Annotated in this window: 11 protein-coding genes and 1 pseudogene; 5 read left to right on the forward strand and 7 right to left on the reverse strand. The window is 70.2% G+C overall.

Annotated features, from left to right (window positions below; translation table 11 throughout):
* The first annotated feature begins 64 nt into the window (after positions 1–64).
* Complete coding sequence (locus tag QAA18_RS00905) at positions 65–1,231, forward strand: class I SAM-dependent rRNA methyltransferase (protein ID WP_279410303.1); 1,167 nt, start codon at positions 65–67, stop codon at positions 1,229–1,231.
* 71 nt (positions 1,232–1,302) lie between these two features.
* Here QAA18_RS00905 and QAA18_RS00910 read toward each other — a convergent pair.
* Positions 1,303–1,536, reverse strand: a pseudogene (locus QAA18_RS00910) (hypothetical protein); the annotation flags it as partial.
* Positions 1,537–1,619: 83 nt separating this feature from the next.
* On the opposite strand from QAA18_RS00910, the gene rmuC reads away from it, so the two are divergent.
* On the forward strand, positions 1,620–2,927 hold the full coding sequence (gene rmuC / locus QAA18_RS00915; protein ID WP_279410304.1) for a DNA recombination protein RmuC: 1,308 nt from the start codon (positions 1,620–1,622) through the stop codon (positions 2,925–2,927).
* 91 nt (positions 2,928–3,018) lie between these two features.
* Here rmuC and QAA18_RS00920 read toward each other — a convergent pair whose 3' ends face one another.
* From QAA18_RS00920 to QAA18_RS00945, 6 genes are read right to left on the reverse strand one after another with little or no spacing between them, the layout of a single operon-like run.
* Entirely contained in the window at positions 3,019–4,008 is a 990-nt protein-coding gene (locus tag QAA18_RS00920) for an MlaA family lipoprotein (RefSeq protein ID WP_279410305.1), read from the reverse strand.
* Between the two features lie 42 nt (positions 4,009–4,050).
* Positions 4,051–4,350 (reverse strand): STAS domain-containing protein, encoded by a 300-nt coding sequence (locus QAA18_RS00925; RefSeq protein WP_279410306.1) that lies wholly within the window; start codon positions 4,348–4,350, stop codon positions 4,051–4,053.
* Entirely contained in the window at positions 4,337–4,987 is a 651-nt protein-coding gene (locus QAA18_RS00930) for an ABC transporter substrate-binding protein (RefSeq protein WP_279410307.1), read from the reverse strand. Before QAA18_RS00930 ends, QAA18_RS00925 begins: the two co-directional genes overlap by 14 nt.
* Before the next feature lie 5 nt (positions 4,988–4,992).
* On the reverse strand, positions 4,993–5,511 hold the full coding sequence (gene mlaD / locus QAA18_RS00935) for an outer membrane lipid asymmetry maintenance protein MlaD (protein ID WP_279410308.1): 519 nt from the start codon (positions 5,509–5,511) through the stop codon (positions 4,993–4,995).
* A gap of 9 nt (positions 5,512–5,520) precedes the next feature.
* Positions 5,521–6,267, reverse strand: a complete 747-nt coding sequence (locus QAA18_RS00940) for an MlaE family lipid ABC transporter permease subunit (protein ID WP_279410309.1) — start codon at positions 6,265–6,267, stop codon at positions 5,521–5,523.
* Positions 6,267–7,055: an ATP-binding cassette domain-containing protein gene (locus QAA18_RS00945; RefSeq protein WP_279410310.1), complete on the reverse strand. Its 789-nt coding sequence runs from the start codon at positions 7,053–7,055 to the stop codon at positions 6,267–6,269. Before QAA18_RS00945 ends, QAA18_RS00940 begins: the two co-directional genes overlap by 1 nt.
* A 72-nt stretch (positions 7,056–7,127) precedes the next feature.
* Here QAA18_RS00945 and recC point away from each other — a divergent pair, with 72 nt between their 5' ends.
* The 3 genes from recC to recD are packed head-to-tail and all read left to right on the forward strand — an operon-like array spanning position 7,128 to position 15,726.
* On the forward strand, positions 7,128–10,448 hold the full coding sequence (gene recC / locus QAA18_RS00950; RefSeq protein WP_279410311.1) for an exodeoxyribonuclease V subunit gamma: 3,321 nt from the start codon (positions 7,128–7,130) through the stop codon (positions 10,446–10,448).
* Positions 10,445–14,071, forward strand: coding sequence for an exodeoxyribonuclease V subunit beta (locus tag QAA18_RS00955; RefSeq protein ID WP_279410312.1), 3,627 nt, complete (start codon positions 10,445–10,447; stop codon positions 14,069–14,071). The genes recC and QAA18_RS00955 overlap by 4 nt, the downstream gene beginning before the upstream one ends.
* Positions 14,068–15,726 (forward strand): exodeoxyribonuclease V subunit alpha, encoded by a 1,659-nt coding sequence (gene recD, locus QAA18_RS00960; protein ID WP_279410314.1) that lies wholly within the window; start codon positions 14,068–14,070, stop codon positions 15,724–15,726. Before QAA18_RS00955 ends, recD begins: the two co-directional genes overlap by 4 nt.
* Positions 15,727–15,769 lie beyond the last annotated feature (43 nt).

A 15,769-nucleotide genomic window follows, 5' to 3' on the forward strand; every position in this document is an offset into this window, starting at 1 on the left:
GCAGGATGGCGCCGAATCCCCCGAACACAAGCGTGGGAGCGGCGGAAGCCGCGATAATGAGCCCATGAACGAGCCGAACCCCACCGTCCGCCTCCGCAATCCCTGGCGCTCCACCCATCCATGGGTGTTCCAGAAGGTCGTGGAGAAACCCGCGCAGAAGCCACGCCCCGGGAGCATCGTCGAGATCGTCGGTGTGGACGGCGAGTGGATCGGCCGCGGCTTCTACAACGGGCATTCGCGGATCGCGCTGCGGATCCTGGAGACCGACCGCGACGTCGCCGTCGACCAGGCCTGGTTCGAGCGCAGGATCGCCGCGGCGGTCGCGCTGCGCCGCGACCTGCTGAAGCTCGACGACACAACCGATGCCTGGCGCGTGGTCCATTCCGAAGGCGACGGGCTGTCGGGCCTGGTGGTGGACCGTTACGCGGACCTGCTGGTGGTCGAGTTCTTCAGCGCCGGCATGTTCCGCCACCGCGAGTGGATCTACGACGCGCTGCGCGCGCAGTTCCCCGGGTGCCGCTTCCACGCCTTCGCCGACGAGCACGTGCAGAAGCAGGAATCGTTCGACTTCCGTGGTTCGGAACCGGCTGCGCCGGCGATCATCACCGAGCACGGCATCCGCTTCCGCGCCGATCCGGCCGGCGCGCACAAGACCGGCTTCTTCGCCGACCAGCGCGAGAACCGGCAATGGCTGTCGCAGCATGTCGCCGGCATGCGCGTGCTCGACCTGTGCTGCAACACCGGCGGTTTCGGCGTGTACGCGGCGGTGCGCGGCGCCGGCGAAGTCACCGGCATCGACATCGACGAAGCGGTGCTGGACATCGCGCGCGGCAACGCCAAGCTCAATGGCGTGCGCCCGCGTTTCATCCAGGCCGACATCTTCCCGTGGCTGCGCGATGCCGGTGCGCGCGGCGATCAGTACGACGTGGTGATCCTCGATCCGGCCAAGATGACCCGCGACCGCGATCAAGTGATCCCGGCGCTGAAGAAATACCTGGACATGAACAAGCTCGCCCTCGGCGTGGTGAAGCCCGGCGGAATGTTCGCCACGTTCTCCTGCACCGGCCTGGTCAGCGAGGACGAGTTCCTCGGCATGCTGCGCCGCGCGGCGTTCTACTCCGGGCGCGAAGTGCAGGTGCTGAAGATCGCCGGCGCCGGTCCGGACCACCCGTTCATGGCCCAGGTACCGGAATCGCGTTACCTCAAGGCGGTGTTCTGCCGGGTCGAGTGAGTGTCGCGACCGGTGGGAGCCGCCAGTTTCGAGGCTTCGTCCGCATCCAGGCGCGCTGTGTAGCGTCGTCCGACCCGACGGCTGATGTAGGTCGCCAGGCCCTGTCCGGAACGCGCCAGGGTCTTCATCCGTGCCACGTGGGCGGGGCCGGGGCAGTCCTGGTCGTACAGGTAGACCGCGCCGTCGACGAACCGCACGGCGATGCCGCCGCTGAGCATGGCGTAGGACACGACCCCCGAGTGCCCGTCGCGGTTGCCGTAACGGCGGAAAAGGGGAGCCTGCGGTGGACGACTCGCCGTACCCATGGCGCCGATACTGCGACACCGCCGGTGTGCGGCCGATGACGGCGCGTCTCATCACGTGGGATGGACGGGGCTAAACTGGGGCCATGCCCGAATCCTCCCTGCTCCTGTTCCTGCTGGTCGCCGTCGGCGCCGCAGTCGTGGTCGCCATCGTGCTTCTGGTGGTGCTGTTGTTGCGCAAGCCGCCGCGCGTGGACCTGGCGCAGGAGCACGCGCGCCTGGAATCGGTCTTGCGCGATGAACAGCGCGCGGGCCGCAAGGAAATGCTGGGCCAGCTGCAGACCTTGTCCGCGTCGACCGACCAGCGCCTGGACAAGCTGCGCGAAACCCTCGGCGAGGACGCCCGCAAGTCGCGCATGGAAGGCGCCGAGCAACAAAAGCATTTCGCCGACGCCCTCGGCCAGCGCTTGCAGGAGTTGACCCAGCGCAACGAGCAAAGCCTGGGCGAGATGCGCGCGACCCTGGAACGCAAGTTGCAGGAGTTGCAGAAGGGCAACGAGGCCAAGCTCGAGCAGATGCGCGCGACCGTCGACGAGAAGCTGCAGAGCACGCTGGAAACGCGGCTGGGCGAATCGTTCCGGCTGGTGTCGGAGCGGCTCGAACACGTGCAACGCGGGTTGGGCGAGATGCAGCAGCTTGCCACCGGGGTCGGCGACCTCAAGCGCGTGCTCGGCAACGTCAAGTCGCGCGGCATCTTCGGCGAGGTGCAGCTCGCCGGCCTGCTGGAGCAGGTGTTCGCGCCGGACCAGTATGCCGCCAACGTGGCCACCATCCCCGGCAGCAACGAGCGGGTCGAGTTCGCGGTGCGCTTCCCCGGTACCAATGGCGACGCGCCGGTATGGCTGCCCATCGACGCGAAGTTCCCGCGCGAGGACTACGAACGCCTGCTCGACGCGCAGGAGAACGCCGACGCCGAAGCGGCGCGCCTGGCCGGCGACGCGCTGGAGCGGCGGGTGAAGCTGGAAGCACAACGCATCTGCGACAAGTACGTCGCCGCGCCGCACACCACCGAGTTCGCGATCCTGTTCCTTCCCACGGAAGGCCTGTACGCCGAGGTGCTGCGTCGCCCTGGCCTGGTCGACACGCTGCAGCGCGACTGCAGGATCGCAGTCGCCGGGCCGACCACGCTGCTGGCATTGATGACCAGCTTCCAGATGGGCTTCCGCACCCTGGCCATCGAGAAGCGCTCCAGCGAAGTGTGGCGGACCCTGGGCGCGGTGAAGACCGAGTTCGGCAAGTTCGGCGACGTGCTCGACGCGGTGCAGAAGAAGCTCACCGAGGCGAGCAACAAGATCGAGCAGACGGGGGTGCGCACGCGCGCGATCCAGCGCCAGCTGCGCGACGTCGAATCCCTGCCCGGCGAAGAAGCCACCAAGCTCCTCGGCGACCTGTAACCCCCACCGAAATCCGCGGCCCCCCGCTTACGTGCGGGGCGCCGCGTAAGCACGCGAGATACCTTCGCGCGCCAGGCGCGCTCCTCCGGCGTCAGTTGCCGCCGACGGCGGGAACGACAGGCAGTGCGTCGACGGGGACCGTCGGGTTGCTGATGTCGTCGCGCAGGTATTCCGGCAACGACTCGTCGACCTCGCCGCGATCGCCCTGGATCTGGTAGGTGCGGCGCTGCAGCCATGCATCGCGGACCAGCGCGTAGTCGTCGGTCGCGCCCTCGCGCATGCTGTCGACCGCGAACAGCTGGGTGCGCACATCGACCAATTGCAGGCCTTGCGCGAATACGCGCACGGTGTCTTCCTCGACCTGGCGCAGCGGCGCCAGCGGCGCGTCGCCGACCAGGCCGAACACGTCGCGCACGGTGCGCGGGCCGAACAGCGGAAGCTCGACGTAGCGCGAGCGTTCCCAGCCCCAGGTGCCCAGGGTCTGGCCGAAGTCCTCACTGCTGTAGCGCAGCCCGGCGTCGCTGGCCGGATCGAAGATGCCGACGATGCCGAGCGTGGAGTTCATCAGGAAGCGCGCCAGCGCCTGCCCGGCTTCCATCGGCTTGCCCTGCAGCAGCGCGTTCAGCGCGTTGACCGGCTGGCCGAGGTTGGAGAAGAAGTTGCGCACGCCCAGGCGCACCGGCCGCGGCACCACGTCGACGTAGGCATGCGCCAGCGGCGAGGCGACATAGCGATCCACCACGTCGTTGAAGGCGTGCACGCGACGGTTGAACGGTTCCCCGGGATCGTAGCTGGCCGGCAGTTCGGCCGGCGCCGGCAGGGTCGGATCGGCCACCGGGTTGTAGACCTGGCCGCCGTAGATCGCGGCGTAGTCGAGTTCGGCCTGGGTCGGCTCGGTGAAGACGACCGCATCGTCGGCGATGGCGACATCGGTGTCGCCGGCTTCGGCCTCGGTGGCGGCAGCTTCGACGACGATTTCGTCTGGCGCATCCGCGCGCGTGGCCTGCCCGCCGCCGGCACAGGCGGCCAGGGCGAGGGACAGCATGGAGAGCGCGATGGCGCGGGGGAGGCGACGACGCATTGGCTGGAGTTTACCGGATGACGTCAGTGCGATACGCGGAAATCAACCGGCAAAGGCCAGCGACGGCGAAAGGCGATAGGCGGCGCGGAGCTCCGGCAGTCCCGCGGGATCGCCTTCCAGTGCCACGTCGCCACCGCAGCGCGCGGCCAGTTCGGCCAGCAGCGCGACACCCGCACTGTCGACGCGGTCGACACCAAGCAGGTCGAATCGGGTTACGCCCTGCAGTGCCTGCGCGCCCGCCAAGCGCCAGACGCCCGGCACGGTGGTGGCGAGCAATGCGCCGGAGATGCGCAGCGCATCGCCTTCGCGGACGATGCCGGCGGCGCGGTCAGCCGCCGGCATCGACGGCGACCTTGCCCGCGGCCAGTTCGGCCGCGACCTGCTTGATCGACTTGTGCGCCAGTTCGCTGTCGAACTGGCGGCGGAAGGTCTGCACGAAGGACACGCCTTCGACCATCACGTCGAACACCTTCCAGTTGTCGCCGGACTTGCGCATGAAGTAGTCGACCGGGATCGGCTCGCCGCCCTTGCGCAGCAGTTCGCTGGAAACCTTCACGCCCAGGCCGCGCGGCAGCACCGACTCGGACTTGATCCGCACCTTGAGCTGGGTGTTGAAATCCAGCAGCGAGGAGCCGTAGCGGCGCATCAGGCTGTCGGCCAGCGCGTCGGCGAACAGCTTGACGTCGTCGGCCGACGCACCACGGGCATGGCGGCCCAGCACCTGGCGCGCGGCGTAGTCGCGGTCGAAGGTGGCGTTGAACTCGTGGGAGACGAAGGCCTCGAGCTTGCCGTGGTCGGCCTTGAACTCGGCACGGCGGCTTTCCAGCGCGGACAGGATGCGCTGGCTGTTCTCGAGCACGACCTTGCTGGCCGATTCTTCCTGCGCGGCGGCGACGCCGGGCAACAGCACCAGCGCGGCGAGCGCGACGGCGAACACCTTGCTGGCAATGGTCCTGATGGCAACGGAGCGGATCTTCATGGCAATCATTCCGTGGGGGGCGGAGTGGATTCGTTGTCTGTAGCGTCGGTGCCGGATTTGTCGTCGCCGCCACCGCTGAACATGTACTTGCCGACCATCTGGATCAGGTCGACCGCCGGCGCGGTGAAGGCGATCTCGTCGCCCGGCTGCAACGGCGCGGGATCGCCGCCCGGCTGCAGGCCGACGTAGCTCTCGCCGAGCAGGCCGCCGGTCAGGATGCTGGCCGAGGTGTCGCCCGGCAGGTCCTGGTAACGGTCGTCGATCTCCAGGGTCACGACGGCATCCAGCTTGACCGGATCAAGCTGAATCGCGGCCACACTGCCGATGGTCACGCCGCCGATCTTGACCGGGGCGTTGGGGCGCAACTGGCCGAGGTTGGTGAAGCGCGCCTTCAGCGGGTAGGTGGACTGGCCGAAGCCGAACTTGCCGTTGCTGGACGCCAGCGCCAGCACCAGCAGCGAGGCGAGCCCCAGCAGCAGGAAGGCGCCGACGGCGAACTCGAGACGTGGACCGCGAATACTCATCGGGCGACCTCAGAACAGGAAAGCGGAAAGTACGAAATTGAACATCAGCACCAGCAGCGATGCATTCACCACCGCCCGCGTGGTCGCCACCGAGGTGCCCTCGATGGTCGGCTCGGCGTGGTAGCCGACGTACGAGGCCACCAGCGCGGCAGTACCGCCGAACACGGCGGCCTTGATGAAGGCGACGAGGAAATCGGCGCGGAAGTCGACCGCGTCCTTCATCACCTGCCAGAATGAGCCGCCGTCGATGCCGATCACGCGCACGGCCTCGAACCAGCTGGCGCTGATCGCCAGCGAGCAGAAGATCGCGGTCAGCAACGGCACGCAGATGATCGCCGCCCAGAAGCGCGGCGCGACCACCTTGGCCACCGGATCGATCGCCATCAGCCCGAGCGCGGTGATCTGGTCGGTCGCGCGCATCAGGCCGAGTTCGGCGGCGATGGACGAACCGGCGCGGCCGACGAACAGCAGCGCGGTCAGCACCGGCGCCAGCTCGCGGTACAGGCCCAGCCCGACCAGCGCGCTGACCTGGTTGTCGGCGCCGTAGGTTTGCAGCGCGCGATAACCCAGCAGCGTCACGGACAGGCCAACGAAGGCGCCGCCCACGGCGATGATCGGCAGCGAGCGCGCGCCGATCTTGTAGATCTCGCGGACGAGTTCGGCGAGGAAGTCGCGGGTCGGCACCGAGGCGCGCAGCACCGACAGCGAGAACATCCCGGCGCGGCCGAGCGAGCGGGTTGCGGCAATGAACGGCATCAGGCAGCCTCCACCCGGCGGGAAGCGGTGTCGAAAGGAATGGGGCCGTCCGGCTCGCCGCGCAGGAACTGCTGCACCAGCGGATCGGTCGAGGCCTGCAGTTCCGCCGGCGTGCCGCTGAACACGATGCGGCCGTTGGCGATCACCAGCGCGCGGTCGGCCACCGGCAGGGTTTCGTGCACGTGGTGGCTGACGATGATGCTGGTCAGGCCGAGGCTGTCGTTGAGGCGCGCGACCAGGTTCATGATCACGCCGCTGGCGATCGGGTCCAGGCCGGTGAGCGGCTCGTCGTAGATCACGATCGGCGGGTCCAGCGCCAGCGCGCGCGCCAGCGCCACGCGCCGGGCCATGCCGCCGGACAGCTCGCGCGGATAGAGGTCGGCGGCGGCGCGCAGGCCCACGGCGTGCAGCTTCATCTCGACCAGGCGGCGGATCACCGGCGCCGGCAGTTTCGTGTGCGCGCGCAGCGGCAGCGCCACGTTCTCCGCCGCGGTGAGGTCGGTGAGCAGGCCGTTGCCCTGGAGCAGGACGCCAATGGATTTGCGTGTTTCCAGCAGCGCGCGCCGCGAGCGGGGCAACGGCGCGCCGAGCACCTCGACCGAACCGGCCGCGGGCTCTAGCTCGCCGGTCAGTGCGGCCAGCAGGGTCGACTTGCCGCTGCCCGAAGGGCCCAGCACCGCGGTCACGCTGCCGCGCGGCACCGTCAGGTCGATGCCGTCGAGGATCACGCGGCCGCCGCGCTCCAGGCGCAGGCCGGACAGGCGGACGATGGGGGTGGCGTCGCTCATGGGGCGATTGTCGCATTCCCGGCTTCGATCGCGATCCCAGCGGCTGCGACGGGCCTGCGGCATCATTCATGGATGCCCACGGCGCACGACTTCCGCCTCTACCACTCCAATGCGCTGGACGTGCTGGCCGGGCTGCTGGCGGAGGAACTGCGCGCGCCCGCGCCTGGCCAGCCGCTGCTGGCGCCCGACACCGTCCTGGTCCCGCAGGTGTCGATGCGGCGCTGGCTGCAGGCCACGCTGGCCGAACGCCATGGCATCGCCGCCAACCTGGAGTTCCTGACCCCGGGGGAACTTGTCGCCCGCGCGTTGCAGGCCAACCCGGGCGCGCCGGCCGGCCCCGAGCTCGATGCCGACAGCCTGCACTGGCACCTGTACGCGACCCTATGCGATCCCGTCCTCCGCGCGCGTCCGGCAATGGCCCAGCTGGCGGCCTATCTGGCCGGCGACGACCCCCTGAAGCCCTGGACCCTGGCCGGCGAGCTTGCTGGCGTGTTCGGCAAGTACCAGGCCTGGCGCCGCGACTGGCTGCTGCGCTGGGAGGGCGGCGCCGACCTTGACGACCCGCAGGCGATCCTGTGGCGCGCGGTCGCGAGCGGCCATGACCATCGCGCGCGCCGCATCCAGGAATACCTGGCACGCTTCGACGGCGTGGACGGCCCCATCCCGGCCGGCCTGCCGCCGCGCCTGTTCGTGTTCGCCACGCTCAACGTGTCGCCCGACGTGCTTCGCGTGATGGCGACGCAGGCGCGCGCCGGCACGTTGCACTTCTACCTGCCGACGCCGACGAAGGACTTCGGCGACCAGGGACAGAATCCCTTGCTGCGCGATTGGGGCGCGGCCGGGCGCGACTTCATGGCGTTGCTCGGAAGTTACGAGGTGGTGCATCCGTCGGGCGATATCCCGGCCTATGCGGATCCCGAAGCGGCCACGGGCAAGCAGGATCGCCTGCTGCACCGCATGCAGGCGGACCTGTTCCATAACCGGCCATATCCCTCCGGTATGCCGCGCGCCGCGGTTGACGCCGGCGACAACAGCCTGCAGTTCCATGCCTGCCACACCCGCCTGCGCGAACTGCAGGTGCTGCACGACCGCCTGCGCGCGCTGCTCGAGGACAAACGTTTCGATCCGCCGCTGCAGCCGCGCGAGATCGCGGTGCTGGCGCCCGACATCGATCCTTACGTGCCGTACCTCGATGCGGTGTTCGGTGGGCGCGGCCGTGGCGATGCCGGCTTCGACCAGGCCATTCCGTGGGCCATTGCCGATGCCAGCCCGCTGGCCGGCGAACCCTTGGCGGCCGTGTTCCTGCGCCTGCTCGCCTTGCCGGTATCGCGTTTCGGACTGGAGGAAATCCTCGACCTGCTCGCCAGCCCGCCGCTGGCCGAGGCCGCGGGACTGGACGGCGCGGCCTTCGAACGCCTGCACGCCTGGCTGCACGAGGCCGGCGCGCGCTGGGGCATCGATGCCGCGCACCGCGCGCGCCTGGGCGCGCCAGGGGACGACGCCTACACCTGGCAGTTCGCACTCGACCGCCTGCTGCTGGGCCATGCCACCGATGCCGCCGCCCTGGTCTCGGGCGACGGGCAGCAGGTCGCGCCGTGGACCGAACTCGAGGGCAGCGCCCTCGACGCGCTCGACGTGCTGCTGCGCCTGCTGCGCGTGCTGGCCCGCTACCAGCGCCTGCTCGACGAGGCGATGTCGCCGGCGGCCTGGCGCGAACGGTTGCTGGGCCTGCTCAAGGCGGTGCTGCCGCGGCCGCGCACCGGCGGCAGCGGCGAACGCGCGTACGACCGCCTGTGCAAGCTGATCGACGCATTCGCCCGGCAGGCCGCGCAGGCCGGCTACACCGCACCGGTGCCCGGCGAAGTGGTGCGCGCGCACTTTGCCGAGGTGCTGGGCGAAGCCGACACGCGCGCGCCGCTGCTCACCGGCGGCGTCAGCTTCGCGCGCATGGTGCCGATGCGCCTGCTGCCGTTCCGCGCGATCTGCCTGCTGGGCATGAACGACGGCGACTTCCCGCGCCGCGATCCGGCGACCGGGCTCAACCGGCTCACCGCGGAACTGGGTACCGACCGTCGCCGCCACGGCGATCGTTCCACCCGCGACGACGACCGCTACCTGTTCCTGCAGCTGTTCTCCTCGGCACAGGACGTGTTCCACGTGAGCTGGATCGGCGCCGACCCGCGCGACGGCAGCGCGCGCGAGCCGTCGGCGGTGGTGTCCGAACTGCTGGCCGCTGCCGCGGCGTACCACGAAGGCGTGGAGCCCGAAGACCTGGTGCTGCGCCATTCACTCCAGCCGTTCTCGCCGGCCGCGTTCGGCAGCGGGGACCCGCGCCATTTCAGCTACGACGCGCACTGGCATCCCGCGGCGGGGCGCCTCTCGGGTGCACGCACCACGCTTGGCCCCTGGATGCCTGCCGGTGTGGCGCTGGCGCCGCCGACCGAAGCAGAGACCGAACTGCCGCTCGAGGACCTGCGCCGCTTCCTGCTGGCGCCGGCCGAGCAGTTCCTGCGCCGGCGCATGGGGCTGCGCCTGCCGGAGATCGAGAAGGCGGGCGAGGACATCGAGCCCTTGCGCGCGCCGGGCGGCGGCCTGGAACGCAACCGCCTGCAACACGCAGTGTTCGAGGCGTTGCTGGCCGACGAACGTCGCGAGGACATGCTCGGACGCTTGCGCGCGCAAGCGTTGCTGCCGTCCGGCGCGCTCGGTGCGCGGGCCCTGGCCGACGTGCTGGACGAAGTGGCGCCGTACGCCACCCAGTTCAAGCGCTGGCGTGGCGACGCGACGCCTTCCGAACCCCTGCCGGTGGAAACCATCGTCGACGGCGTGCGCCTGCACGGCCGGCTCGGCGGCGTCTGGCCGATGGGCTTTGCGCGCGTGCGATTCGGCGAACCCAACGGCCCCTCGGTGATCCGCAATGGCCTGGACTGGCTGCTGGCCTGCGCCGATGGCAGCGCGCCGCGACTGGTCGAATTCCATATGGACGAGGACGGCGACCTTGGCCCGCACGAGCGCCGCCCCATCGACCCGGCGCAGGCGAAGGACGCGCTGCGCAAGCTGATCGGCCTGCGTACCGCCGGCCTGCGCGAACCACTGGCGTTCGCGCCGCGCAGCGGCTGGAAGTACTACAGCGCCAAGACTCCCGAACGCGGCCTCGAGGCGGCGCGCAAGCACTGGCAGGGCAGCGACCGGCAGGGGGGCGAAGGCAGCGGGCCGGCATACGAACTGGCGTTGCGCGCCCGTGATCCGTTCACCAACCGCACTGCCTTGCGCGCGTTCGTCGCCAACACCATTACGGTGTTCTCGGCCGTGGACAGGGGCATCGCGATCACGCCGGAGCTCGACGAGGACGCCATTGCCAATGCGTCGCTGGCCAGGGACGAGGACGAATGAAGCTGGTGTCGTCCCGTGATCCCTACCTGCTCCTGCCGCTGGACGGCGTGCGCCTGATCGAGGCGTCGGCCGGCACCGGCAAGACCTTCACCCTGGCCACGCTGGTCACCCGGCTGGTGGTCGAGCGCGGCCTGCGCGTCGGCCAGGTGCTGGCCGTGACCTTCACCGAGGCGGCCACGCAGGAACTGCGCAAGCGCATCCGCGAACGCCTGCTGCTGGCCCTCGACCTGGTCGATGCACCGGCGGCGGACGGCGAAGACGCGGAGGCGGCGCTGACCCGCGACATCCTGCAGGCGCATCTCGCCCGCAGCGGCGAGCGCACCGAAGCGCTGCGCCGCCGCCTGCGCGAGGCCGTGCTCGAGATCGACCTCGCGGCGATCTTCACCATCCACGGCTTCTGCGCACGCGTGCTGCGCGAGCACGCACTGGAAAGCGGGCAGGGCTTCGATCCGCCGGAACTGCTCGCCAACGACCGCGGCCTGCGCGAGGAACTCGCGGCCGACCTGTGGCGCACGCATGGCCGCAGTGCCGACGGCGCCGAGGATCTGGCCGCGCTGTGGAAGGGCGGCCCACCGATGCTGGCGGCCGACCTGGGTGCGTTGATGCGCGAGCCGGTGCTGCTGCCGCCGGATGCACTGCTGCCCGTCGATCCGATGCCCGCGGTACTCGAAGCCGGACGCGCACTGGCCGACGGTTTCCGTATCCACGGCCCGGAATTCCTCGCGGTGTTGCTCGATGCCCTGGAGCGCAAGGTGCTGCATGGCGGCAGCTACAAGGCGACCTGGATCCAGTCGCTGTGGACGACGCTGGCGGGCTGGTGCGAAGGCGGTGACTACAGCGCACCGCTGGACGAGAAGCTGGCGCGGCTCACTTCGCAGGCGATGCAGGAAAAGACCAACAAGGCGCACGCGGGCCGCACGCCGCACTCGCCGCTGTGCGAACTGATCCAGGCCTACCTCGACGCTGTGGCCGAATGCGAGTCCTATCGCGTCCGCCGCCGCATCGCGCTGTTGCACCGGATCCGCGCCGACGCTCGCGAACGCCTGGCAATGCTCAAGCGCCAGCGCCGGCTGCAGACCTACGATGACCTGATCGACGGCGTCGCCGACGCGCTGGACCCGGGCCGCGGCGATGCGCTGGCCCGCAACCTGCGCGCGCAATACGCCGTCGCGCTGGTAGACGAGTTCCAGGACACCGATCCGCGCCAGTGGAAGATCTTCGATCGCGTGTTCGGCAGCGGTAGCGATGCTCCCGCGTTGTTCCTCGTCGGCGACCCCAAGCAGGCGATCTACGGTTTCCGGGGCGGCGACGTGCACACCTACCTGGCCGCGCGAGCCACGGCGCACGAGGCGCCGCCGCTCGGCCACAACTTCCGGTCACGGCCGTCGGTGCTGGCAGCGATCGAGGCCCTGTACGCGCAGGCAGGCGAAGATGCGTTCGTCGATCCGCGCATCCGTTTCCGTGAGGTGCAGTCCGGCGGCACGCACCAGGACGAAGACTTCCAGCGCGCCGGCGCGCCCGCCGCGGCGCTGACGATCTGGCGCGCGCCCGATCCCGAACCCAACCCCAAGGGCGAAGTGAAGCCATGGAAGGCCGACGCTTCGCGCGAACTCTGCACGGCGGCCTGCGTCGCGGCGATCCACGCGGTGCTGTCGGAAGGCCGCTCCGGCACCGCCACCATCGAGGACAGGCCGGTGCAGCCGGGCGATATCGCGGTGCTGGTGCGCACGCACAACGAGGCGACGCGGATCCAGCAGGCGCTCGCCAATGTCGGCATCCCCGCGGTCGCGGCCGGCAAGCAGAGCCTGTACGCAACGCTCGAGGCGCGCGAACTGCATGCCCTGTTGCTCGCGCTGCTGCAGAGCGGCGACGACGGCCGGTTGCGCGCCGCGCTGTCCACCGTACTGGTCGGCGTCGAAGCCGAGGCGATCGCTGCCCTGGACGACAACGACCACGACTGGCAGCACCAGGCGCTGGCCTGGCGCGAGCGCCTGCTGCGCGGCGGCCCGCTGGCGTTGATTGGCGACCTGTGCGCGCAGCACGCCCCGCGCCTGCTCGGCCTTAACGACGGCGAACGCCGCGTCGGCAACTACCTGCAGCTGGCCGAAGCGCTGCAGGAAGCGCAGGCCGAAACGCTGGGCCTGCACGGCCTGGTCGACTGGCTGGGCGCACGCATCGCCAACGCCGATCCCGACGACGAAGCGCAGCTGTTGCGCCTGGAGTCGGACGCCCGCCGCGTGCAAATCGTCACCTTGCACAAGAGCAAGGGCCTGGAATATCCGCTGGTGTTCCTGCCGTTCGCGGGCATCGGCCGTCCGGAACCTTCGCCGGGCAGGGGATGCATTGCGCAGGGCGGCGAGGACAACGTGCGCCGCCTGCACTGGAAGTTCGACGTGCCGGAAGCCGAATGGGATGACGCCAGGGAGCATTGGAGCATCGAGCAGCGCGCCGAACAGGCGCGCCTGCTCTATGTCGGCCTGACCCGCGCGCGGCACGCGCTGTGGCTGGCCAGCGGCCGGTTCTACAACGCCGACAAGGCCGCGCTGGCACCGATGCTCGGCGACTTCGCCGGATTGCAGGCCGTGTCGTGCATCCGCGTGGACGATACCGCGCCGCCTGCGGCACTGCCGCGGTTGCCGCCCGAGTCCGACGCCGAAGTGCCTCCGGCCGCAGTGGCCACGCGCGCGCTGTCGACGGACTGGTGGGTGCACAGCTTCAGCAGCCTCACCCGCAAGGGCGGCCCGGGCGGGGACGCCTCGACGTCGGCGACCTTGCCTGCGCCGGGTGGCCGGGACGAAGCCGCCGCAATGGATGACGAAGCCGGGCCCGTGTACGACCCGCGCTTCGCCGGCCCGCAGTTCGGCGTGGCGATGCACACGGCGCTGGAACGCACCGATTTCGCCGCGTGGCGCAGGTGGTTGCCCGGCGACCCGGCGCCCGGCGATGAAGCGGAAACGATTGCCAGGGCGCTGCGCGAACAGGGTTACGCCGACGACCTGCTCGACGATGGCGTCGCGCTCGTGACGGATCTTGCCGGCCGCACGTTGCGCGTGCTGCTGCCCGAAGGCGTGCAGCTATGCAACGTGCCTGCGGAATGGCGCCGTGCCGAGCTCGAGTTCCAGTTCCCGCTGCGCCCCACCCGCGTCGACGCGCTACTGCGCATCCTGCATGAACACGACGTGGTGCCGGAGCGCCATGCCTTCGGGCTCCGCAATCGCCTGGAAGGCCTGATGACCGGCCTCGTCGACCTTACCTACCAGCACGACGGCCGCTGGTACGTGCTCGACTACAAGTCCAACCGCCTCCCGCGCTACGACCAGGACGCGCTGCGCGAGGCCATGCGGCACAGCGAATACGACCTGCAGGCGCTGGTCTACACCCTGGCGCTGCACCGCTGGCTGCGCTTCCGCCTCGGCGACGCCTACGACTACGCGCGCGACTTCGGCGGCCACCGCTACGTGTTCAGCCGCGGCATCGAACTCGATGCGCCAGGGCTGGGCGTGCACGCCCACAAGTTCGACCCCGAACTGATCCACGCCCTCGACGCACTTTTCTCCGGCTCGCCTCTCCCGCGTGCGGGAGAGGGACGGCTCCGCGCAGCGGAGCAGGGTGAGGGCCCATGACCCTCCTCGACGCCCTCACCCGCGCCAACGCCCTGCGCACCCTCGACCACGCCCTGGCCCAAAGCCTGCGCCGCCTCGATCCCGCCACGCCCGACAACGTCCTTGCCGCCGCCGCGCTGGCATCGCTGGCCGTCGCAAACGGCCACGCCGGCTTCGACCTGGCGTCGCCGCGCACGCTGGTCGACGCGCCGGACATCCCGTGGCCCGACGCCGACGCATGGCGTCGTGAGCTGGAAGCCTCGCGCTGGGTGGCCGTGCCCGCCGATGGCGCCACCATCTCCGATCCCGACAGCCCGCTTGTGCTCGAAGGCGCTGCCGGCGCACCGGGCCTGCTCTACCTGCGCCGCTACCGTGAGTACGAGCGCCGCGTCGTCGCCGGGCTGCAACGCATCGCTGCATCGACGTCGGAGCTGGGTGGCGTCGACTTGGTCACCGGCGGCCCCGGCACCGGCAAGACCACCACCATCGCCCGCATGCTGGTGCAACTTGTTCAGCAGGCACGCGCCGCCGGTCGCAAGGACCCGCGTATCGCCCTGGCCGCGCCCACCGGCCGCGCCGCCGAGCGCATGGCCGAAAGCGTGCGCAACGCGCTGCAGGCGATCGCCGCCGCCGGCACCGACCCCGGCGTCATCGCGGCCTTGCCCACCACCGGCAGCACCCTGCATCGCCTGCTCGGCACCATCCCCGACAGCCCGCGCTTCCGCCACGGCATCGACAGCCCGTTGCCTTTCGACGTCGTCGTCGTCGACGAAGCCTCGATGATCGACCTTCCGCTGATGGCCAAGCTGGTCGAGGCCGTCCCCGACGACGCACGCCTCGTGCTGATCGGCGACCCGGACCAGCTCCCCTCCGTCGAAGCGGGCGACGTCCTCAGCGGCATCATCGCCGGTGCCGATGGATTCCCGGCCCGGCGCACGCACCTCATCAAATCCTGGCGCCAGCACGAAGCCCTCGACCTCGCCCCGCTGGCAAACGCAGTCCGCGAAGGCGACGCCACCACCGCCCTCTCACTCCTGCGCAGCGGCGAACTGTCCGGCGTCCATTTCCACGAAGGCCTCGCCGACCCGCTGCAGACGCATCGCGACCACCTGCTCGCTCATTGGCGCGCGCTGGCCAATGTCGGCAATCCCTCGGAAGCGCTCGCCATGGCCTCGCGCCTGCGCCTCCTCACCGCCGTGCGCGATGGCCCGCAGGGCGTACGCACCCTCAATGCCCGCATCGAGGCGATGCTCGGCGAGGCGGGCACGCACTTCCATGGCCGCCTGCTGCTGATCACGGAGAACAGCTATCGCCACCGCCTGTTCAATGGCGACATCGGCATCTGCCTGCGCGGAGAAGACGGCGCCGTCCTCGCCTGGTTCCCCGGCGATGCGCCTGGCAGCCCGCGTGCCTTCCATCCCGCCGCATTGCCCCAGCACGACAGCGCCTTCGCCATGACCGTGCACAAGGCCCAGGGCTCGGAGTTCGACGAGGTGTGGCTGCTGCTGCCGGCACATGACAGCCGCGTGCTCTCGAGGGAGTTGTTCTATACCGGCATCACTCGCGCACGGAGGGAAGTGCATGTCGCAGGGGGCGCCGAAGTGATCGGGACTGCGCTGGAAAGACATGCGAGTCGCTGGTCCGGGGTGGGACGACGGTTGGGGAATTCCCGGTAGCTGCCCTCGTCGCGGTTCCCGGCGACCTTTTGGCGACATTTGA

Origin of the sequence: Luteimonas sp. 8-5 (assembly GCF_029763755.1) — a bacterium.
Classification (GTDB): Bacteria; Pseudomonadota; Gammaproteobacteria; order Xanthomonadales; family Xanthomonadaceae; genus Cognatiluteimonas.

What these genes read in the sequence shown, in the direction of transcription:
- QAA18_RS00905 (WP_279410303.1), top strand. Translation starts at nt 65, where the DNA reads ATGAACGAGCCGAACCCCACCGTCCGCCTCCGCAATCCCTGGCGCTCC.
- rmuC (WP_279410304.1), top strand. Translation starts at nt 1,620, where the DNA reads ATGCCCGAATCCTCCCTGCTCCTGTTCCTGCTGGTCGCCGTCGGCGCC.
- QAA18_RS00920 (WP_279410305.1), bottom strand. Translation starts at nt 4,008, where the DNA reads ATGCGTCGTCGCCTCCCCCGCGCCATCGCGCTCTCCATGCTGTCCCTC.
- QAA18_RS00925 (WP_279410306.1), bottom strand. Translation starts at nt 4,350, where the DNA reads ATGCCGGCGGCTGACCGCGCCGCCGGCATCGTCCGCGAAGGCGATGCG.
- QAA18_RS00930 (WP_279410307.1), bottom strand. Translation starts at nt 4,987, where the DNA reads ATGAAGATCCGCTCCGTTGCCATCAGGACCATTGCCAGCAAGGTGTTC.
- mlaD (WP_279410308.1), bottom strand. Translation starts at nt 5,511, where the DNA reads ATGAGTATTCGCGGTCCACGTCTCGAGTTCGCCGTCGGCGCCTTCCTG.
- QAA18_RS00940 (WP_279410309.1), bottom strand. Translation starts at nt 6,267, where the DNA reads ATGCCGTTCATTGCCGCAACCCGCTCGCTCGGCCGCGCCGGGATGTTC.
- QAA18_RS00945 (WP_279410310.1), bottom strand. Translation starts at nt 7,055, where the DNA reads ATGAGCGACGCCACCCCCATCGTCCGCCTGTCCGGCCTGCGCCTGGAG.
- recC (WP_279410311.1), top strand. Translation starts at nt 7,128, where the DNA reads ATGCCCACGGCGCACGACTTCCGCCTCTACCACTCCAATGCGCTGGAC.
- QAA18_RS00955 (WP_279410312.1), top strand. Translation starts at nt 10,445, where the DNA reads ATGAAGCTGGTGTCGTCCCGTGATCCCTACCTGCTCCTGCCGCTGGAC.
- recD (WP_279410314.1), top strand. Translation starts at nt 14,068, where the DNA reads ATGACCCTCCTCGACGCCCTCACCCGCGCCAACGCCCTGCGCACCCTC.